Origin of the sequence: Kitasatospora sp. NPDC005751, assembly GCF_040630835.1 — a bacterium.
Lineage (GTDB): Bacteria > Actinomycetota > Actinomycetes > Streptomycetales > Streptomycetaceae > Kitasatospora.
In genome coordinates this window covers 1-20336 of sequence record NZ_JBEXYC010000084.1, presented here as the reverse complement: position 1 = coordinate 20336, position 20336 = coordinate 1, and the positions used below count along the sequence as shown (strand labels likewise).

At 70.4% G+C, this 20336-nt stretch carries 17 protein-coding genes; 12 read left to right on the top strand and 5 right to left on the bottom strand.

All coding sequences use genetic code 11. The features are described 5' to 3' along the window. Positions 1–597 precede the first annotated feature (597 nt). The 8 genes from ABZ497_RS34480 (at position 598) to ABZ497_RS34445 (ending at position 9634) form a co-directional block, all read left to right on the top strand. Positions 598–2118 carry an ISL3 family transposase gene (locus ABZ497_RS34480; protein ID WP_359811500.1) on the top strand — a complete coding sequence of 507 codons (1521 nt, stop codon included), beginning with the start codon at positions 598–600 and terminating at the stop codon, positions 2116–2118. 547 nt (positions 2119–2665) lie between these two features. Then, positions 2666–3451 (top strand): hypothetical protein, encoded by a 786-nt coding sequence (locus ABZ497_RS34475; RefSeq protein WP_359811499.1) that lies wholly within the window; start codon positions 2666–2668, stop codon positions 3449–3451. A 205-nt stretch (positions 3452–3656) separates the two neighbouring features. After that, on the top strand, positions 3657–4592 hold the full coding sequence (locus tag ABZ497_RS34470) for a hypothetical protein (protein ID WP_359811496.1): 936 nt from the start codon (positions 3657–3659) through the stop codon (positions 4590–4592). A 349-nt stretch (positions 4593–4941) separates the two neighbouring features. After that, a complete protein-coding gene (locus tag ABZ497_RS34465; protein WP_359811494.1) occupies positions 4942–7224 on the top strand; it encodes a helix-turn-helix domain-containing protein in 2283 nt (760 codons plus the stop codon). A 6-nt stretch (positions 7225–7230) separates the two neighbouring features. Further along, positions 7231–7785 carry an XRE family transcriptional regulator gene (locus ABZ497_RS34460; RefSeq protein WP_359811492.1) on the top strand — a complete coding sequence of 185 codons (555 nt, stop codon included), beginning with the start codon at positions 7231–7233 and terminating at the stop codon, positions 7783–7785. 363 nt (positions 7786–8148) lie between these two features. Continuing rightward, positions 8149–8376, top strand: a complete 228-nt coding sequence (locus ABZ497_RS34455; protein ID WP_359811490.1) for a hypothetical protein — start codon at positions 8149–8151, stop codon at positions 8374–8376. Beyond that, on the top strand, positions 8366–8620 hold the full coding sequence (locus ABZ497_RS34450) for a type II toxin-antitoxin system RelE/ParE family toxin (RefSeq protein ID WP_359811488.1): 255 nt from the start codon (positions 8366–8368) through the stop codon (positions 8618–8620). Before ABZ497_RS34455 ends, ABZ497_RS34450 begins: the two co-directional genes overlap by 11 nt. Positions 8621–8959: 339 nt before the next feature. Further along, entirely contained in the window at positions 8960–9634 is a 675-nt protein-coding gene (locus tag ABZ497_RS34445; protein WP_359811485.1) for a hypothetical protein, read from the top strand. A gap of 226 nt (positions 9635–9860) precedes the next feature. Here the strand turns inward: ABZ497_RS34445 and ABZ497_RS34440 are convergent, their stop codons facing one another. Continuing rightward, positions 9861–10028: a hypothetical protein gene (locus ABZ497_RS34440; protein WP_359811482.1), complete on the bottom strand. Its 168-nt coding sequence runs from the start codon at positions 10026–10028 to the stop codon at positions 9861–9863. Between the two features lie 124 nt (positions 10029–10152). On the opposite strand from ABZ497_RS34440, the gene ABZ497_RS34435 reads away from it, so the two are divergent. From ABZ497_RS34435 to ABZ497_RS34420, 4 genes are all read left to right on the top strand, one after another. Then, positions 10153–11838, top strand: coding sequence for a hypothetical protein (locus ABZ497_RS34435; RefSeq protein ID WP_359811480.1), 1686 nt, complete (start codon positions 10153–10155; stop codon positions 11836–11838). Between the two features lie 119 nt (positions 11839–11957). After that, entirely contained in the window at positions 11958–12296 is a 339-nt protein-coding gene (locus ABZ497_RS34430) for a hypothetical protein (RefSeq protein ID WP_359811477.1), read from the top strand. Positions 12297–12404: 108 nt separating this feature from the next. Continuing rightward, entirely contained in the window at positions 12405–12695 is a 291-nt protein-coding gene (locus ABZ497_RS34425) for a hypothetical protein (protein WP_359811474.1), read from the top strand. A gap of 524 nt (positions 12696–13219) precedes the next feature. Next, positions 13220–13564, top strand: a complete 345-nt coding sequence (locus tag ABZ497_RS34420; RefSeq protein ID WP_359811472.1) for a hypothetical protein — start codon at positions 13220–13222, stop codon at positions 13562–13564. Positions 13565–13612: 48 nt separating this feature from the next. Here ABZ497_RS34420 and ABZ497_RS34415 read toward each other — a convergent pair whose 3' ends face one another. The 4 genes from ABZ497_RS34415 to ABZ497_RS34400 all read right to left on the bottom strand — a co-directional run bounded on the left by ABZ497_RS34415 (position 13613) and on the right by ABZ497_RS34400 (position 19785). Further along, positions 13613–14272 (bottom strand): HNH endonuclease, encoded by a 660-nt coding sequence (locus ABZ497_RS34415; protein WP_359811469.1) that lies wholly within the window; start codon positions 14270–14272, stop codon positions 13613–13615. Positions 14273–14475: 203 nt separating this feature from the next. Then, positions 14476–15981 carry an AAA family ATPase gene (locus ABZ497_RS34410; protein ID WP_359811466.1) on the bottom strand — a complete coding sequence of 502 codons (1506 nt, stop codon included), beginning with the start codon at positions 15979–15981 and terminating at the stop codon, positions 14476–14478. A 219-nt stretch (positions 15982–16200) separates the two neighbouring features. After that, entirely contained in the window at positions 16201–16599 is a 399-nt protein-coding gene (locus ABZ497_RS34405; protein ID WP_359811463.1) for a hypothetical protein, read from the bottom strand. Between the two features lie 678 nt (positions 16600–17277). After that, complete coding sequence (locus ABZ497_RS34400) at positions 17278–19785, bottom strand: Helicase associated domain protein (RefSeq protein ID WP_359811461.1); 2508 nt, start codon at positions 19783–19785, stop codon at positions 17278–17280. Between the last annotated feature and the right edge of the window lie 551 nt (positions 19786–20336).

The following is a 20336-nucleotide window of genomic DNA, read 5'->3' as shown; positions in this document are numbered from 1 at the left end:
CCAGCGACGAGCATCGACCTCGGATATGTCCCCACCCATGAACAGCCCAACGAGCGAACCCAACAACCGTCACGCTAAGCACCGTTGCAGTACTAACAGAACCCGCCTGCGATGCACGATCACTTCGCGAGGAACAGAGCCGAGGAGCAGCCGCCCGAACGGCGCTGCGCCTGGAACGGTGGAAGGTCTACCGGCAGGACAGTGCTCGACGTCCGCGCGACCCAGGATCGCAGCCGCCTCGACCGGATCAGCGCTGCTTGCCATGGACTCCTCGGGAGCTGCGAACCCGATCTCTGCCAGTGTGATTCGGCGTCCGGCCCGCCTCCTGGGTGACGGGCCCAGGTGCGGACTTCCTCCGGTGTCCGATGGAGCCTCAACTGGCCCAGCATGACGCCAACTGCACGGCGTCAGCGGCGGCAATCGGCAGGCGCGCAGCGACCCTTGTGCAGGTGGGGAAAGCCCTCGCCGGGCTGCTCACGGCGAGGGCCTCGGGCGTGTAAGCGATCTGGCTCATACAAGATTTTCGTAGCCGGTGATCGCTTCGACTTGCCTCTGGTGTTGGCTGGTTGGCGGTGAGAGGCTGGGCTGTGTGTTGTCGTGGTGGGGGACCTTCTGCCGCAGCTGGCCGCGGTGCGGGTCGATCGGGTGGAGGCTGGCGGGGATCTGCTGAGGATCACGGCCCGGACCAGGGATGACGCCGAAGCGGCGTGTCCGGCGTGCGGGCAGGTATCGGACTGGGTGCATTCGCGATATGAGCGGCATGTCGCGGACGAGGCGGTCGGCGGCCGCCCGGTCGTGATCGACTTATCGGTGCGCCGCCTGTACTGCGAGAACCCGGACTGCGAGAAGGCCACCTTCGCAGAGCAGGTAGACGGGCTGACGAAGCGTTACCAGCGCCGCACGCCAGCCCTGCAGAAGGTGATCGACGCGGTCGCCGTGGCCCTGGCCGGGTCGGCCGGGGCCCGGCTACTGAGTGTGCTGCACCAGGCGCTGTCCTGGGCGTGCGTACTGAATTGCCTGATGCGCGTCGCCCTGCCGGCCAGGGCCGTCCCGCGGGTACTGGGGATCGACGAGTTCGCCCTGCGCCGAGGCCACCGCTATGCCACGATCCTGATCGACGCCGTGACAGGTGAGCGGATCGAGGTGCTGCCGGACCGGAAGATGGAGACGGTCACCGCCTGGCTGAAGGACCACCCCGGTATCTCGGTTGTCTGCCGGGACGGGGCCGGGGGCTTCGCACAGGCCACCACGGACGCCAACCCCGCGATCACGCAGGTCTGCGACCGCTGGCACCTGTGGCACGGCCTGGCCGAGGCCGCGACCAGCGAGATCAGGGCCCACAGCGCCTGCTGGGCCAAGGCCGGCCCGCCCCTGCGGGAGGGCACCCGCGCCGCGACCACCCGCGAGCGGTGGCAGCAGGTCCACCAGCTCCTCGGTGCCGGGGTCGGCCTGCTGGAATGCGCCCGCCGTCTGGGCCTCGCCCTGAACACCGTCAAACGCTACGCCCGCCACACCGAGCCGGAACGCATGGTGACGGCGCCCCTGTACCGGCCCACCCTGGTCGATCCCTACCGCGACCACCTGCGCCGACGCCGCGCCGAGGACCCCGCGGTCCCCGTCACCCACCTCCTGGCCGAGATCAAGGAACTCGGCTACAGCGGCAGTGCGAACCTCCTGGTCCGCTACATCAACCAGGGACGGGTCGAGGCCGACCACGCCAGCCTCTCCCCGCGCAGAGTGGCCCGCCTCCTGCTCACCGACCCCGACCACCTGCGCGAAGAGCAGCTCGTGCTGCGCGACCAGCTCGCCGGGGCCTGCCCGGAGATGACGGCCTTGGCCGCCGCGACGACCGGCTTCGCCGCCCTGCTCACCCCGGCACCGGCCAACGCCGACGCGCTGACCGGCTGGATCACCCAGGTCCGAGCCGCGGACCTGCCCTTCCTGCACGCCTACGTCACCGGGCTCGAACGCGATCGCACAGCCGTCGAGCACGCCCTCACCTTGCCCTGGCACAACGGCCGCACCGAAGGCGTCAACAACAAGATCAAGCTGCTCAAGAGGCAGACCTACGGCCGCGCCGGATACCGCCTCCTGCGTCAGCGCATCCTGCTCAGCTGACACACGCTCCGAAGCGATCACCGGCTACGAGAATCTTGTATGAGCCGAAGACCGTACAGACCCCGACCGGCCTGGTTGCTCTTGCCGTCCTTTGGCTTGCTTGCTGTGGTCGGTGCGCGCCTACGGTCCCTGCGTAGTGGGGAGTTCACCGTGTCGGGTGCTTTTTGGGCGTGCGATCTGTCCCTCGGGCGGGGCTGGCGGGGCTGGTAGCGCGTTGGCGGAAGCCCTGAAAATGGGCCCCTGCCCGCTTCCTGGACGTCGCGGTCCGCAGGGTGGCGGTGTGCCGAGCGTAGCAGGGGCCTGTGACAGCGTCGCGTCCATGGTTTCGGAGGTTCTTCGCTTCCGGTGTCGTTCGTCTGCCCGGTTGATATCGTCGGGGCCGCAAGAGATTGGATGGTAGGCAAATCGCAGTTCCAGGAGCATGACTGACGTTTCATCAGCTCCTGACTAAGCATTCGACAAGCCGCGGTAAGGCGGCGCGGCCTGGGGCCTCGCGCCGCTTCGAGCCGACCGTGCCAGCACATCGGGTGGAAAGGATCATCGAACGATGTCTGCAAACGTTGACGCAGGAACGGATGATGTGGGTGCCGGCCGGACACCGGGGGAGGGACCCTGGCCGGCGCGGCAGTGGATGCTTGCGGAGACGACCCGACGGACCATCACCGCTCATACCTCGGACGGTGCACGCCGATACGAGCTGTCGTATGACTCGGACACTCCCGGCCGGGGACGGGTAGGCATCATCGGCTGCGATCCGAGCGGCGAGGTGGTCACGGAACTGCGAGGAGAGGTCCTCTCCGTCGACATCCCGCTGATCGTCCGCCTGCTGACGGGTGCCCCGGGTACGGACGGCACGCACGGCCGCGAAGCCGCTCCGAGCGGCCCACGTGCTCCTCACCGGCCACCTCGTACCGGGGAACTCTGGAGCGGTGAGGAGGAGAGCCGACTGACTGACCTGCACGACGAGGGGCGAGATCCGGCCGACATCGCGCAGCAGCTCGAACGCTCTGAGAAGTCGATCCGCTGGAAGCTCGCCGACCTGAGCCTGGCCCCCTTCCCCAAAGACCTGGTTCCCGCCCCACGGCCTGTCCCCACGCAGCCCGAGGCCGAAAAAGCCTACACGGTCGAGGAGAAGCGACGCGTGCATCCCAACGCGTACAAGCGCTGGACGGCCGAGGAAGAACAAGACCTCCTCGACCGCTGCGCCCAGGGTGTGTCGTTGGGTGAACTGGCCGAGGAGTTCGGCCGCAACGAGGGGGCGATTGCCTCGCGGCTGCTCAAGCTCGATGCGCAGGGGCCGGCGGCTGCGGAGGCTGAGGAGTTCGGTGGGTGACTGTGCAAGGGCCGAGCGCTGTTGAGGCCCTCTGTGTGGTGAATGGCTGCCTGCCGGGCCGTGGCGCCGCTCTACCTCCTTCAGAGCGCGGGGTGCCACTGTGGGCCCCGGTGGCGCCCCGGCCCTTTTCGCGGCACGTCCGCTGAATCGCCGCGTTTTTCGCGGCCCTGATCGTCGCTCCCTTTGCTCGGAAAGAGAACCTTCTGTGAGCCTGACCCGACTTCTCGACGACAAGACGTCCGCCCTGCGGGTCTTCTTCGACACCGAGCTGCCTGCCCTGCGAGCCCTGAGGGCCTCATACCGGGCGACCCGCTCGCACGTGCTGCCGACGCAGCGGCCCGAGCCGCAGGCCGAGGCCCGGTGGGGCACACTGGGGGCGGCGATCGACCATCGTCTGCGCTGGTCGCTGCGGGCAGTCCAACTGCGAGGCCGATCCGTGGACGCCGGGATCTCGATGGCCGGCGAGTACGCCCCGGTCCTGGAGCGTGTCGGCGCTGAGCTGCTCGATACGATCGACGAGCTGATCGTCCGTGAACGGCTCGACGACCGTTCCCTGCCCGTCATTCGTGCGAGGGAGACGGAGGAGCGCCTCGCCCGCCTCGCCTATGTCGCGGCACTGTTCGAAGAGGTCTTCCGCACGGGGCAGGTCTGGTCGTCCACTGCGCTGGCGCAGGCCGACGGCTCCCTCACCCTGGAGACCCTGCTGCGGGCCGTACCCGATCATGAGGCTCGGGACATCGTCGCGATGGTGGAGCGATCCCGCCACGGAGGACTGGAGGCCTTGCGCGCAGCCACCACCCCGGAACTGGTCGTCCTGGCCCCGACCTTCGCCGGCAGTGCGGATGTCGCCGGCGCCGACGCCGACTGGATCGCGGATCGCACCCTCGTCGACGTCAAGGCGACCCTCACCCCGGACAAGCTTCCTGGGAAGGACATCCACCAGCTGGCCGGATACTTGCTCCTGGACTACAACGACGACTACCGCATCGAGCGACTCGGCTGGTACCACGCCCGCAACGGTGCGCTTACCGTCTGGGAAACCGCAGAATTCCTCACTCTCCTGGGCGCCAGGGACTCGCTGCCGCGCCTACGCGAGCGGTTGCGAGCCGTCCTGGCCTCCCGTGCCGCCCGCCCCCGCTGAACGCTTCCAACGGAGCACCGGAGCGGTGCGGCACCGGGTGCCGAGCCTGACCAGAGTGTGGCCGCAGAGCAGGCTGCCGACTGTCCAGCACCGCGCCCTGCCGTAGGGACCACCGGCTGAAAGTGCGTCACGAGATCACCGCTCCCGCTTCGGGGAAGCTCACCCCCGTGCAGCGCAGCGGCATCCAGCCAATTGGGAGTCGCGCGCCGATCCGACAAGATCCCAAAGGGGAGGGACTGCGCACCGAATAATGAAAAGCATTATCATCAAGGGTTAAATTCTAGGTCCAATGTAAAAGCTAACGAAAGTGGCTAATTCTGTGTTAGGTTGGACTTGGAGGTGAGGCTTCATGCCTACGCAGGACGAGTTGTTCGCGGCCGTGGACGCGCTGCTGGCCGGCGCCGAGCCGGGGCCGCGGCTGCCGGAGCCGGGGGAGCGGGCGCGCCTTCGGGAGGCTGCCGGGGTGACCCAGGCGCAGCTGGCGAAGGTGCTGCAGTCGACCGTGCAGACGGTGAAGAACTACGAGAACGGTCGGAGCCAGCCGAAACCGCCGCGCCTGGAGGCGTACGTGCGGCTGCTGGAGGGATGGGCGGCGAAGCACCCGGCCCCGACCTCCGCCCCGGGCGCCGCGACGGTCGATCAGGTCCCGGCCGCGTTCACCCCGAAGCCCGCCCCGCAGCCCGTGCCGGAGCCCGCTGTCCACGTGGGAGGCGATACCGCTGAAGAGGCCTCTCTGGAGGCCGAGGAGTCGGACGACGCTCCCCCGTCTGTCCGCGGTACGGCGAGGCAGCCGGTCCGGGCCGGGCAGCCGCTGCGCCGCGCCGCCCGCCCGGCGGCCCCGTACTTCGACGGCCAGTTCCCCAACGGGCCGTTGGTCGTGCTGGACGGGGACGGGATCGCGTACGGGGTTGGCGGCCTGGTGCTGGAGTGCCCGGCGACCACGCTGGCGCAGCTGGTCACCTGGGCGCTGGCCGAGTCCGGCCTGGGTACGGCCCGGTTGCACCGCAACGGCCGCGACGGCGACCCGCTGGTCGTGCTGACCGCCGATGCGGCCGCCAGGTTCGGGCTGCCGGCCACCCTGGACGACGACCCGGCCACCCGCCGCTCCCAGCGCCTGCCGGAGGACCACAAGGCGGTCAAGGCGCTGGCCCGTTCGAAGTGGCAGCTCACCCGCCGCGGCTTCGGCCCGTGGGCGCGCATCTACCGGCCGGTCAAGGACGGCCGCCGCCAGTGCGTGCAGCTCGCGATCCTGCCCTGGCGGGCCCTGGACACCCGCGCCTGGGGCGCGGCCGCGAACCTGCCGGCCCCGGATCTGGCCCGCGTGCTCGGCATCTACGCCCAGCGCGTCATCACCCCCCGCGGCTCCACCGCCACCTGCGGCCTGGAACTGATGACCGCGCTGCGCCCGCCGACCCGGGCGGTGCGTGACGAGGTGACGGGCGGGTGGGTGTCGGGGCCGAACCCGGGTGCGCTGGCCGACGTCTACGAGGCGGCGCCGCCGGAGGTTCCGCTGGAGCACCCGGCGGCGCAGGGCTGGACGGGCGGGTTTCTGGACGAGGAGTCGTACCAGTGGACCCGGCCGGTCGAGACGCTCTCCGAGGCGGAGATGGTGCAGCCGTTCGCGGTGGGCATCGACATCAACACCGCCTACCTCGCCGCCGCCGCCCGCCTGAGCGTCGGCCTGTCCGGCCCGGTCCACGTCACCAACCCGGTCTTCGACAAGAAGAAGCCCGGCTCCTGGTTCGTCGACCTCTCGCACATCCCGACCGACCCGCGCCTGCCCTCCCCGTTCACCCCGACCGGCCAGCCGCCGACCGGCCCGGCCTGGTACGCCACCCCCACCGTCGCCTACGCGGTGGAGATCGGCGCGCAGGTCCACCCCATCGAGGCGTACCTGCGCGAGACACCCGGGGCCTACTTGGACCCGTGGCACGACCGGCTCCGCGAGGCCTACGTCACCACCATGGCCGAAGCCGGCATCCCCGTCGACAAGGACACCGACGAACGCGCCTTCCTCGCCGCCATGACCGCCCACCGCCTCCTCAAGAACCCGGGCGCGGGCGAGGACCTCGACGTGCTGCGCGCCGCGCTGGCCGCCGAGGGCCTGGGGCACCTGGCGCAGATGAGCGACGACCAGCTGCACGCGGCCGGGTGGCGTCACCACCAGATCGCCATGGTGCTCTCGGCGGTGAAGTCGACGGTGAAGTTCGGGCTCGGCAAGCTGCGCGAGCGCCCCCAGGGCCTGACCTACAAGCCGGGGGAGCCGTGGTCGGCGCTGGAGCGGCCGACCTGGCGCCCGGACATCCGGGCGGCGGTCATCGCCAAGGCGCGGGTGAACATGCACCGCAAGATGGCCAACGTGGCGAAGGCGAACGGCCGCTACCCGCTCGGGGTGAACAACGACTGCGTCGTCTACGCCAGCCCCGGCCCCGGCCCGCTGGACTTCCTGCCGCTCACCGGCGCCGGCCGGGTGCTGCCCGGCACGTTCCGCCTCGGCGCCACCCCCGGCCTGTCGAAGGTCGAGGGCGTCCAGACCATGCTGACCGTCGTCGACTGGCTGGAGCGCGACCAGCCCATCAACCCGGCCCGCCACATCAAGGGCTACGACGCCAACACCGTCGACGGGAAGTAGGACACCGTGGAGGAGGTCACCGACGCCATCGACCGGGCCGCGCCCGAACACTTCACCCAGGCCCCGCCGAAGTCCGCACAGGCCCAGATGCGGGCCCTCGTGCGCGCTGCCAAGGGCGACAAGAAAGCCGTCGCCGAGCGCCTGGGCATCGACCCGAACACTGTCCGCCGCTACCTCAAGGGCGAACGCAAGCACCCCCGCGCCGCGCTGCGCGAGGCCCTGCACCGCGAACTGCAGAAGGTGTGGCAACCCGGCATCCGCCGCCAGGCCCGCAAGAAGGCCGCCACCACCGGCGGCATCACCGTGGAGGTATGGGCGTACTTCGGCTACACCGCCCCCATCGGCACCACCGACGAAGCCCGGCTGCGGCACCTGACCGTCCACCTCCCCCCGCAGTGGGCCGAGCGCCTCTTCGCCGCCCAGGACGAGGGTGCCAGCGACCAAAAGATGCGCGAGATCATGGCCGAGGGATTCCAGGAAGTGTATTTCAAGGACGGCGGACGCGCCCAGGGGCTGGAGGTCGAATTCACTGGAATTCAAGCAATTGATGTGCAGTACTGACCCCCGGACGGAGGGATTTACGGTGAACGCCCGAATGTGGTCCGGCTGCACGACCACAATTCACGGAGGATGGAACACCGCCCTTCCGGAGGCCTGGGCATGGTGCGGCAGGCAGCAGCCCTCCGGCATCACCGCGCCGCGCCCGGGTCGCAGCCCGTCGCCCCGTCCCGTCCTCGGGGCCGCCGCAGTACCGCCCGCCCATCCCGGTGGCCGACGCGCCCGGCCAGACGCCGGCGAACGTCCGGCCGAAACAGCGGTCGAGTTCGCGAACCTCACCGAGTACGGTTCCCTTTCTCGCGATGGTGGATACCGTGGTTGCATTACCCCCGGGCCCAGTCCACCGGGGGCTGGATGGAGAGCGTGATGACGTCGAACCAGAGCGGCCGCACGCCGCTCGACACCGAGGCGGCCGACTCGCTGCGTGCCCTGGCCCAGGACGAGCGCGGCAAGGCCGAGGAGCTGGCCGCGTTCCTGGAGGACGTCGCCGAGAACGGCCTGCCCGATCCCGAGACGTGCACGCCGTGGGCGCAGTTGCGCGAACAGCGCCTCGCGGAGCTGGCGAGCGGGCAGACTGAGCAGCGTGTCGCCTGAATCCCCGCCCCGCGCCGAGGTCGCCTTCTCTGACCTGGCGGCCCGCCAGCTCGACAAGCTGACCGCGGCCCAGATCCACCGCCTCGACCGCGCCCTGGTCGCGATCTCGGTGCGCCCCGACCTCGGCCACCCACTGCGCGGCGGGCAGCTGCGCGACTACCGCGACGACCTGGACCGCGTGCGGGTGATCTACCACGTCACCGTCCGGCAGACGATCGTCGTCGTCGGCTACGTCGAGGTCTAGACCTCGCTGGCGCTGCTTGACCTTCGCCGGCTGCTTGCCCATCGCCTCCTGCGCGCCGGCCATGGCGTGCGCCCACCTCGCTCAGGACGGTCGGGCGGACCGGCCACCGGTACCCCCCCACCGCCGCCGGCCTGGCCGGCGAGGTGCCCACCGATCGAACGGCACGGCGGCGGCGCGGGGCCGGCGACCCGGCGCCGCAGGCCCGACCCGGGTAGCCGCGAACGACCCCGGCCCCCCACGGCCCCCGGAGGGGGACGCGTGCGGTGACCGTCGCCACCGGGTTCACCCGCCCGAGCTTCCGGCGCCAGGCATACTGCCACCTGACATTAAGGAGGAAGCGTGCTGGTGACGGCCGACCAGGACCAGCGCACCGGCGGGCAGCCACCGCGCCGGCCCGTCCCCAGCCGGGTCCGCCACGGGCAGGCGTCCTGCGCCGACTACGGCTGCACCCGCCCCGCCTGCCGCGACGCTGCGCTGCGCGCCCGCCGTCACCGTGACAAAGACCGCGCCCAGGGACACACCGCCCGCGTCGACTCGGCCCCTGCCGCCGTCCGGGCTGCCGTGCTGGTGCGCCGCGGCATGTCCGCCCAGGACATCGCGGACGCCTCCGGCATCTCCGTCACCCTCATCCGCCGCCTGCTGCGCACACCCGAGCGGCGTCCGGCCCGGATCGCCCGCAGCACAGCCGAGGCCGTCCTCGGCATCCCGCTTCCTGGCTCCGACCGGCTGCCGACCCCAGGCCGAGGTCTGACCTGCGCGCACTCGGCGGCCGCGGTCCTGGCGGAACTGGCGAAACAAGGCTGGCCCGCGACCTACCTCGCCGCGTGCCTGGACACCAGCGCCGCCACCGTCGCCGCCGTCCGCGACGCATCCCGCCCCCGGATCTCCATCGCCCTCAACCTGCGCGTCCACCGACTGCACCTACGCTTGGCAGGCACGACTCCGGCTGCCCAGGGCGTGCGGGCCACGGACGCGGCCCGCGCTCGCGCCCGCGCCCGCCGGGCCGTGACCTGAGGCGGGTCGACCACCGCATACCGTGCCGCCGCACAGGGCTTTCCCGACGGGCCGCCGTAGCGCCTGCGGTCCGGGCCGATAGTGGTGAGGGTCAGTCACGGAACCGGTGTTCGACCCGGCGCTGCAGGCAGTTGCCGGGACGCGACCCGGGCGATCACGACCGCCTCCTCCACCAGGTGGTGCAGCTGCAGAGCGGCCTGCGGCGTGGCCCCGGCGTCTTGCCCCGCTACCAGCCGTCGGCCTCCTCGGCAACGGCGTTGGCCTCGGCGATGCCGTGCAGGAGCTCGGGGCCGACGGGCTGCCGGTTCTGGGCGTATTTGAAGGAGTACCAGGCACCCTCCGTCCGGGCGCAGTGCTCGCGCTCACGCCGGCAGGCGACGTCGCGGCCGGTCAACCGGTCGCCGAGCAGCCGCTTGTAGCGGACCTCCGCGCTCTGGCGGGGCGCCAGCCCCTGGGCGTCGGCCAGCCACTGCCAGCTGACCGCCCCTGCGCGGGCACGCGGCCTCGATACTGACCGGGTGCCTGATCACGTCGAGACCAACGTCCGGCTGCCCTTCTGCGCGCTGGCGGCCCTGGCCACCGTCCGGGAGCGGTGGGGGACCTCCCGTGACGAGACGGTCCGCCAACTGCTCACGAAGCATGTCGAAGCCCAGGAGCAAGAGCTGGACCCTGGCAACCGGCGCACTCACATCTCCACCGTGCTGCGTTACCCGCTGGCGCCGCGCTGGCGCCGTGACCCGAGGCGAGACCGACCCCTGCGGCTGCGCGCGCCCGCCAGCCTGCTGGAGCGTTCCCGCGCCGTGTCTCTTACGCTGCCCGGTCAGTACGAGCGCGCTCACCGCGATTACCAGAGCCGCACGCTGACCGATGCAGTGATGACCGCCATCGCGCGCGCCGAACACTTCACCGACGACTTCCTGGACGACCTGCTCCCGCTGCTGCGCCACAACGCGGCGCTCGGCCTATGGAAGCTGGCCACGGCCGCGACCAACACCAAGCCGGAGAGGAACCTCCTGAGAGAGGTTGAAGAGCTTCGAATGGCCCTGGAGTGCTCGGAAGAGACGCCCGAGGACGACGGGTCAGCGCAGCGTGTGCTGTCCGTCGCCAAGGCCTTGGAGAACGACGTGGCCTGGCATTCCTCGGCCCGCCACCAGGTGATGGCCAACATCGCGCGCGACATGCTGACGGGCCCTGATGCCAGGGCCAACGAGAAGCTCCTCCACGGGCAGAACACTGAGGACTGGTACGACCTGTACCAGGACACCCTCCACGCCGCCGGCTACCGCCGTGAAGGCCTGCTGCGGGGAGCCACCAGCTACGACTGGACCGGACGCGGCGGAACAGCGGTGTGGCGGGCCTACCGACGGGTCGAACTGCACGACTTCGAAGCGTGGCTGGTAGCGGAAGACACCCGGGCCAACCGCCTGATGACCCCGCCTGGCTGGTTGATTCGCACGCCGGCCAGCTGGCACGCCCACACACCCGACCAGACCGCCACCGGGCAGTTGCCCGAGCCGTACGCGACCTGGGCAGCCCACGGCAAGGTGCTGACCTTCCCCCACAAGAGCACCCAAGTCGTCTGGCCGCTGCTGCGCCGACCTGGCCGGCCCGGCTGGAAGCCCGTGCCCGGCATCGAGCCGCTGACCGCTGCGGCCGCCGGACTGCTGCCCAAAGAGGTCAGCGGCTTCATCGAGGCCGCGCTCATCGACTGGAACCACGAATTCGAGGATGAACCAACTCCGCGCATCGCCCTGGACATCCCCGCCGACCTGGCGCACACCTTCGGCTACATAACCGCTGAGGAGCGGCGTGATGCCAAGGCCCTAGCCCGTGCCACGACACAGAGAGACATCGACGCCACCCTTGACGACTTCAAGGAAGGCGGACTCGACGGACACCGACTTCAGCAACTCCAGGAGGTCCGGGACCGCGCTCCCGAGTTCCGACGCCTCGCCGTGCGATTCGGCAAGCAGATCGAGAAGCGGCGACCGAACGGTACGCACATCGGATCGCAGTTCCGGGTGACCAGGGCCACCTGGCGATGGCCGGGTCACACGGTGATCGACGAACTCCTTGCCGGAGTCCCCGCCAGGCAGGTGGAGCGGCTCGCTGCCCAAGCCCACCGACAGCGCGGCCTCCTCCTCGAGTACTCGATGCAGGAGGCATGGAAACGGGCGTTCGACCAGTACGGACGCCGTATGTGACACCCACCGATACATCAGTCTGCCCGTGCTCCTGAAAGGTGGACGCAGATCCGAGCACGCCAGTCCGGATCCCTGCCATCGCGCGCACCGACAGCGCATCCATCCAATGGAGCTTGCACATGATCACTAGCAATCGGCCCCTGATGACCTCCGTCGCAGCCGGCATCGGCGGTACGGCACTGGCTCTGGTCGACGCGCCGTCGTGGCTGACCGCCGCCGCCTTTGGTTGCTTCGCCCTCGGCTTGGTCGTCATTGCCATCCAGTCGGTCTTCCCACAGGAGTCAGCGCACCGGCTGGCCTGGTGGCGCGCCCTCTGGCGACACCGGCAGTTGCGCCACCAGACCTCGCCTGCCTGCCGCCCGGCAAACCCGGCCCATGCCGGGAGCACAGACCCTGACAAGGTGCTCGTACCAGGCGACGGGGCGGCGACCCGCGAAGAGGACCGCCCCGACTGCTGAGCCGGCGATCGCGCGGGGGCCAGCCGAGGCGGCGCCCCCCTGCGCGGGTCGGACGGGTTCAGCGACCGCGACGACCCGGCACCGGCCGTTGCCCTGATTGGCGAGCTGATGGTCGGCGCGGAGCTCACGGTGGCCGAGGTCCTGGACGCGGCGATCGGTGCTGGGCTGCTGGCGCTGGTCGACGCCGTCGTGTTCACCGTCGAGCGCCTGCACCTCGCCCTCAGCCTGATGACCTACGGCCAGGCGGAGACCTGGGTCTGGCTGCACCGCACCCATCAGGACCCCGACCACGCGCTTACCGTCCTGCTGCGGACGCTGGGGCTCGGCCGGGACGCGCTGGTGTTCACCGGCGGCCCGGACACCGGCTTCCACTACCAGCACGGACATCGCCCCTCCTGAGAGCAGAGCCTTGTCCCACCGCGCACCCGGCCGCCGGCCACCAACTGCTGGCGCACCACCGGCCGGCCGGTGACGGCCCGCCGCCCCGCGGCCGCCGGCAGGCACCGGGGGAGCCCCGCGGCAGGAGAATCTTCGGTGCACTCTCCGGACGGTGGGGTACCCGGCGGGACCCGTGCGAAAGAATCTCCTGCCGCCGCCCGTCCCGCGCCTCGGCCGGGCCATGCGGTCCCCAGTCGGGGCGGCCCGCACCTGCGGGCGCGCTGCCCGCCCTGGGCCGGCGCAGGTCCGACCCGGGCCTACCGCGCCGCCCGTCCCGCCGCCCGATCAGGTCGGGCACCGTCCCCGCCGGAGGCTGCTGCGTCCACCCGCCCGGCCGTGCCCGGTGCTGCTCCCGGCTGCCGGCTGGCGGTCGCGGGTCCGGTCGGCGCGGGTGCTGCGCGGTTCATGTTCCTTGCGTGCGGGGTGGGTTGACCTGTTCACGCTTCGATACGTCCCGTCATGGGGCATGATCACAGCGTGAGTTCGTGGTGGCGGTACGCAGGAACGATCTCCTGGCCGAGCTGGCCGGTGGGCTGGTGTTCTTCGGCGCGGATCCGGTCGAGGACCCGGGTGTCGGCGAGCTCGCCGACACCGCGACGCTGCTGGCGGTCGAGTACCAGGCCAGCGCCCGCGGCCAAGCTGTCCGCCACGTCGGTGACCTCCTCGATGCGGCCGCGGACGAGCTGCGGGTGGCCGATCGCTTCCGCGGCACCCTGCTACCGCAGGTGATCCGTCACCTGCGCCGGGCCCGGGTGCTCCTGTTGAAGGCGCGGGGGTACCTGGGGGCGGCGGCCGACGGCGAGCACGGACGGGCCGCGGCGTCCCGGTAGGCACTCCAGCGCCGGGGGCATCACCGGCCGGGGCCGCTTCGCTGGCGCTCAGATGGCTTGTGAGCAGAATCGGTCGCTGTCGGCGAGAGCCCGGTACATGGCGCTCTGCCAGGAGTTGGGGTTGGCGGCGGAGCGGGTGTCGGCCTGCTGGTCGAGGTGCTCGCGCAGTTGCCCAGGGTCGGGGAGTGTCCGCAGATCCCGTATGAGCTTCGCCTGGCTGAGAAGCTCTTGGGCGGCGTGGGCCGCGTAGCGTTCCGCCAGCTTCAGGGCGGTGAAGTGGTGGGTGAGCCGTGCGGTGAGGTCGGGGTCGGTGTCCGGGGGTGTGCGGACGGAGAAGACGATCCGCACCGGGTCCTCGAAGAGGGGTTCGGCGTGGAGCCAGGTCACCCCGTCCAGGTTGTCGTAGTACGGGTGGATGAACTGTTCCCGGGCCGTGGCGGGGGCGCGGTCGGTCTTGGTCTTGTTGCAGTCCCCGCAGGCGGGGACGAGATTGAGCGGGGTGACGGCGAGGGCGGGGAAGATCGCTTTCGGCATGACGTGGTCCAGGGTGCTGACGACGCCCACGGCGCACAGGGGGCAGATGCCGTTGGGGGCGGCTTGGCGCAGTGCGTCGTAGATGTGGCGGCCGGGGGACCCGGGCTTGGCCATGCGCTTGGTGTACAGCTCGGTCCGCAGGTCGTCGGAGGTGATGGCAAGCTGCTCGCCCATCCCGCCGCCTTCCGGCCTGAACTGCTCGGGACGCAGGATGTGGAGACACCTGGACACCGCCGTGGCCTCGTACCACTGAGACATTCTTTCGACGGCACTGGCGGCGGCGACTATCCGTTCCTTCAATGCGGTGTCCTGGATCATGCAGGCACACTTCAGGAAGGTACTGACGGCTGTATGGCATGGTGGGGGAACCGGCAGCATCAGGTCGCGTCCGTGGCGTGCTCGGTCGCCAGAAGAATGCGGACCAGCGCTCGCGCCTCGCCGCCCAGCTGATCGCCGAAACGGGCCAGAACCTCCTCGTACGTGCGGCAGTCGGCCACCACACGGCGCAGCTCCCGGTGGAAGCCGGAGTGGGTCACATCGAGGCCGAAGATCTCGTGGGTCAAGGTGCCCACGTTCTCGCCGTAGGTCTCGATCGTCGGCCGGTCGGGCGTCAGCAGGTCGCCGTTGCGGCGGAGCTTCCAGACACAGCTCCTCGGTACCTCCTGCAGGACGACAGGTGAGTGGGTGGCGACGATGGCGACGGCGTTCCGCTGCACGAGCAGTTCGGAGAGCGCGCGTACGAACGCCGACAGCAGCGGAGGGTGCAGATGCGTCTCGGGTTCGTCGATCAGCACCAGGGACTCCTCGGCCACGGTCTGCACCAGGCGGGTCACCGTGAGGACGACGATCTTGTGGCCGGAGCTCAGGCGGTCGTAGAGCCGGGCCGCGGTGTCTTCGAGGATGTCACGCGAGGCGGGACTGGCCGTGGCCAGGTGGCCGAGCACAAGGATGCCGTGGCCAGCGAGGACGGGGTCGGCTTCCTCCAGAACCCGGATGGCGTCCTCCCACCGACCCAGCTGCACCCCCCAGGCGACCTCCATGAAGCTTCGGGCGAACTCCCTCCCGGACAGAGGAGGAACCGATGCCGCCGTGGAATCGGGATACCGGTGGAACCCGACGTAGACGTACCTGTTCCCGTGAGCCGCGAACGCGGCGCCGAAGGGGTCAAATGCGCTGAAGGAGACGGAGACCAGGTTGGTGAAGCTGACCTCGTTGCCCTCATGGGCGACGAATCTTCCAGGCCCCTCGCCGAGGAAGGAGGAGCTCAGGTCCCGGAACAGGGTGGTCTTCCCCGCGCCGTTCCCCCCGATGACGACGTGCACGTTGCTGGGCGGGTTGGAGTTCGGCACAACCTTGAAGTCGAGCTTGTAGTCGTACCTGCTGCGCACGATGGGGGCAGACAGGTACGCGAAATCGTACGGCTTCAGGCTGGCCCCGCCCTGAGCGATCCGGTGGAACTGACCTCGCACCGTCTCCGGCTGGACGTGCCGCAGCAAGGACTTCTTCACGACGTGCTCCTCGACGACCACGTCGAAGAGCACGTTGTCCAGGGCCAGGTCGCGGAGCCCGATGAGCACCGCCTCCCTCAGGAAGCCCCCGAGGGCACGCAGCCGGGTGTAGTAGGACTCGTCCTGGCCGAGGGAGAAGTAACCCCGCGGCAGGGCCTGAAACCGGTCAGGCGGCTGAACCTGAGCCTCTGGCGGCATCGGATCCTGCGCGATCTTCACATGCCCGATGTCATGGCGATCGCCCTCGGGGGTGTCGACGTAGAGATAGAACTGGGTCCGGTACCCCCAGTCGTCCCACCTGTCCCTCACCAGCCAGCCCGTCGCCCACGCCCTCGGCACCGGCACCGGCAGATCATCCACCACTTCGAACTGCACTGCGCCCCCTCGGCTCCAGCATCGGCAGATCTGAGAATCTACCGGCAGCGGCAGGTCCGAGGCCGCGAGGTGGCGAACGGGTCAACGGCCAGCCGGCCGACCGACCGCGGCAAGACGGTGGTGGCGAGCACCTGCAGCGAAGGGGCCTTGATGTGGCCGGCCATCCTGCTCACCCGGCCCTGCTGCGCCGCGTGCAGGACTGCCCGATGCTCGGCGGGGTCATCCGGGGACGTCGGGAGGGTCGGCCGGTGGCAGGGCTGCGGGGTGGGCCGGTGGGCCGGCGCCCGGAGGCAGGGCGGCCGGTGGGGGAGCGGTCGTCACCGCTTCGGCGTCCGGGGCCCCGGGCCGGTACCCCAGCGACAGCTGCGCCAGCATCTGCCAGTGGGCCATACGCTGCTGAGGGTCGGTCGTGCGGGCGATGTCGGCAGCGGCGCTCTCGATCAGCCTGCCGGTGCGCCGGTCCCACAAGAGCCCCCGCAGCTGCGCGATGGCGGCGGGTGCCGCCCGCAGGACCAGGACCGTCGTTCCTAGACCGATTGCCCACCAGCCGCCCCGGGCGAGGGCGAGGATCTCCACCGGCGGCACCAGGTCGGGGGCGTTCGCGAGGATGCTGTTCACGGTGCGGTGCCTTTCGTCGGGCGGTGGTCGGGTTCCCAAACGGGTGGAGGCCCGAGCCACCAGGGGCTCGGGCCTCTCTGTCAGGTGCATGACCATCTCGGGGCGTGGGTGATGCGCTGTGCTGTCAGTACTGTGCAAAAGGGGCCGCAGCGTCCGACCGCCGGAGAACACACCGGACCCCTCTACCCTTGCGCGGCAGGGCACGACAAAGGCCACCACCCATGGGTGATGGCCTGACGTCGTACGGGCCTGCGCAGCGGCTGAACGCCCCTGACCGGCTACGGGCACACCTATGGCGCCGAAACGGGACCGGGAGAAGCCAGACCCACGCGCTCACGGAGCCCTTCGGGTCCCGCGAGTCTGCCCGATGTCCGGGCACGCCGGACGTGAGGCCCAGTATCCAGATCCGGACCCGACACGGCAAGCAACTTAACCGCCCGGCGGCGAACATCCCTGATCGGACATCAAAACTGTTGCCGACACGTCGAACCTGCCGACCACCCCCAGATCCGCAGCAACAACAAACCCTTCCGACCACAACACCGACCCGGCCCGCCGGCCGCCCTCCGGCCCGCCGGCGAACACCAACGCGTCCCAGCTGAGGCCCAGGGCGCACGGCAGGACGGTGAGCGCGTGGTCAAGGTCCTCGTAGGCGCAGTGCGGCCACCCGCCCCCTGGTCAGCGCTCCACCGGCACCGCCCAAGCCAGGCCGAGCCCGGCCAACATCCCGAGCTGCGCCGCATCCAACCGGTCGCGGCGGGTCTTGGCGTTCGACAGCCACACCCCCAGCTTCACCTCCAGACCACCCTCCAGGACCTCTACATGCCCACGAGGCACGACAAACCGCTGCTCCCGCTCCACGTACTGCCGCAGCGCCGCCACACCCCGCTCGAACGCCGACCCACCACCGGCTGCTGCGCCCGCCCGGCCGACTGCGACACCGAGTCCGCTGCCGCCCTGCCCGACCGCCGCACCTGGCAGCCCGCCCGCCGCTGCGCCCAGCACCGAACCAGACAGCCCGCCCGCCGCTGCGCCCTGCGGCTCGGGGGAGGGGTGGAGTTCGATCCCGAGCTGGGTCAGGCGTTCGCGTTGGCCGGGCATCAGTCCCTGCCAGGTGACGGGTCGGCGTTGGCGTTCCAGCCAGCGGCCGATGTCGTCGCCGTGCACGGTGACCCCGGGCACCAGGTCCGCCAGGGTGGCGCCGCCATCCAGGCAGAAGGCGACGCCGGCCCAGTGCCGCTGCCAGACAACGGGCCAGTCCGGGTTCCAGTCCGGATCGATCTCCGCCAGCGCCGCCGCCCGCGCCGGTTGCCCGGCCATCGCGCCGGGGCGCCGGCAATTCGACAGCCACTGACCCACCGCCCGATCGAGCGCCACCGCCCCGCGCGGGGCCGCCAGGGTTCGGTGGTCGGCGTACCAGGCGCGGGCGGCGGCCAAGTTCTCCTGGAACGCGGCCTCCTGCCCGTCCCACACCATCCCCAACACCTCCAGCCGCTTGAACCGCCCGCCCTCCATCGCGCCGGCCGCATGCACGCGCCGCTGCACGCTGATCCACCGCCCCAGCCCGTACCCGCCCTCCTTATGCTCGTACGGCACCCGCAGGTGCTTCTCCCGCTTGCGGAACGCCTTGGCCGCCATGTACCCGCGCGCCCAGTCCATCCGCTCGGTGTCGATGACGTTGAACTGCACCAGGTCCGCGAGGAAGAACGGGTCCCGCTGCGAGGAGAACCGCACCAGCAACCGGTTCTCCTCCTCACCCTCATCCGGCTGCGCCCCGATCCTCACCGGCGCCCTGTTGGGGGTGTTGGTGGTGGGGAGGGCGAGCATGTCGACGGCCTCCTCGTCGTGGGCCCGCAGGCCCTGCAGGACGCGCACCAGGGGCCGGTAGGAGGCGGAGGTGACCATGTCCTCCTCGCTCTCCCCGGGCCGTGTGAAGCAGACAACGACCAGGGAGGCGAGCTTGTCGTCCTCGGGCTTCTTGCGCAGCGCCCGCCCGATGGCCTGGACAATCTCGACGGGGGAGCCCTTCGGGTCCAGGAAGGCCACCGAGTCCACGGCCCGCACGTCCACGCCCTCGCCCAGGACCCGGCAGTTGCACAGCACCGCCAGACCCGGCCAACCGCCGAACTCTCCCAGTACGCTCCGCCGCTCGTCCGCCGGATGCTCCCCGCACAGCCAGTCCACCCACACGTCCTCCGGCGCCGGATAGAAGCCCGGCATGTCCGCGTGCAGCTGCGCGGCCACCTTCGGCAGGCCGGCCGCGAACGCCTCGGCTTCCAGGGTCCGGTGGTGGAAAGTGATCATGGTTCGGAGGTGGTGCTCCGTCGCGGTGCGCATCATCGCGGCCTGGACGGCGCCCAGTCGCAGTCCCCGGATCTCCTCCTCGTTGCGCTCGGGCCCGCTCAGGCGCTCCGGTGGCAGGTAGGGGTCGGGGATCTCCACCACGATGATCTGATAGCGCGCCAGGATCCCCCGGGAGACTGCCTCTCCCATGGTTAGTCTGTATACGACCTTACCGAAGATCGTTTCATCGTCCATCGACGCCGCCAACTCCTCCGGCAGCGGATCCCTCGCCCCCTCCCGCGGCCGCCACCCCGCCCGCTCCTGCCACACCCGCGGCGTCGCCGTCATGTACAACCGCCGCACCGCCGGAATCACCCCCTGACGGTGAACGTCCGCCCACGCCTTCCCCAAACTGCCCGACGTCCGGTGCGCCTCGTCCACCACCATCAGGTCCACCGGCTCCAGCCGCTGTCCGTAGGCGCCCTGGAAGGCTGCCGCCAGCACCTCGAGGCTGGCGTAAGTGGCGTAGATCGTCACCGGCCCGCTGCCGAACCACAGGGCCAGCTGCAGGGGGTTGGTGGTGCACCGCACGCCCAGAGAGAAGAGCAGCGCGTCGTCCTGGAGCGAGCACACCGCCACCGCCGGCCCCTCGTGCCCGACCTTGCGCCACTCCTGCACGGTCTGGGTCAGCAAGTCGAGGGTGGGCAGCAGGACCAGCACCCGTCCGTCCCGCGCGATCCGCAGAGCGGCCGAGGCGGCGCTGATCGTCTTCCCGCTGCCGCACGGCGAGATCGCCGTCACCCGCAGCCCGTCGGCCGGCACCAAGCCGCCGGGCGGGATGTCGAGACCGCGGACGATCGCCTCCACCATTTCCACCTGATGCGGCCGGAGCTTCACAGCCATTTCTGAATTTCCTTCCCAGGGCACCAGCACGAGTCGAGCAGGCCGAAAATCGGAAATCGGGTGGGCCGCCCAGAGGGGGTATCACCAGAAGTCAGAAGCTACACAGTGCATCATCTTGCATCAAGAGCCACTGCACAGGATACACTGGAGCGAGACAACCGGCCGCGAGTCCATCAAGGGTGGAGCAGGATGAGCACCTTCGGCAGGAGCCAAGTCGAAACCCGGGGCCACCTCGCAGTGGCCGGCTGAGGCCACGCCGCCGTCGACCAGCGCCGGCCCACCTCCAGCCCAGGCGGCCACAATAATCGAACAGGCCACCAGAGGGAGGCCTAGCAAGCAAAGTCAAAACCTACACAGTGCATCAGACCGAGCTACCATCCCTCCCAGCCAGCCGGATTCCCGCTTGCGGGAATCCCCATCAATTCGCGCTTGCGCGAATTGATTCACTGTCACGATTCCGCTTGCGGAATCCGATTCCCGCGCTTGCGCGGGAATCCCGCCGAAGCGAAGCGGAGGCGTTCACTATGCAGCGGCTTGCCGCTGCATTACCC

What these genes read in the sequence shown, in the direction of transcription:
- ABZ497_RS34475 (WP_359811499.1), top strand. Translation starts at nt 2,666, where the DNA reads ATGTCTGCAAACGTTGACGCAGGAACGGATGATGTGGGTGCCGGCCGG.
- ABZ497_RS34465 (WP_359811494.1), top strand. Translation starts at nt 4,942, where the DNA reads ATGCCTACGCAGGACGAGTTGTTCGCGGCCGTGGACGCGCTGCTGGCC.
- ABZ497_RS34455 (WP_359811490.1), top strand. Translation starts at nt 8,149, where the DNA reads ATGACGTCGAACCAGAGCGGCCGCACGCCGCTCGACACCGAGGCGGCC.
- ABZ497_RS34430 (WP_359811477.1), top strand. Translation starts at nt 11,958, where the DNA reads ATGATCACTAGCAATCGGCCCCTGATGACCTCCGTCGCAGCCGGCATC.
- ABZ497_RS34425 (WP_359811474.1), top strand. Translation starts at nt 12,405, where the DNA reads ATGGTCGGCGCGGAGCTCACGGTGGCCGAGGTCCTGGACGCGGCGATC.
- ABZ497_RS34415 (WP_359811469.1), bottom strand. Translation starts at nt 14,272, where the DNA reads ATGGGCGAGCAGCTTGCCATCACCTCCGACGACCTGCGGACCGAGCTG.
- ABZ497_RS34400 (WP_359811461.1), bottom strand. Translation starts at nt 19,785, where the DNA reads ATGGCTGTGAAGCTCCGGCCGCATCAGGTGGAAATGGTGGAGGCGATC.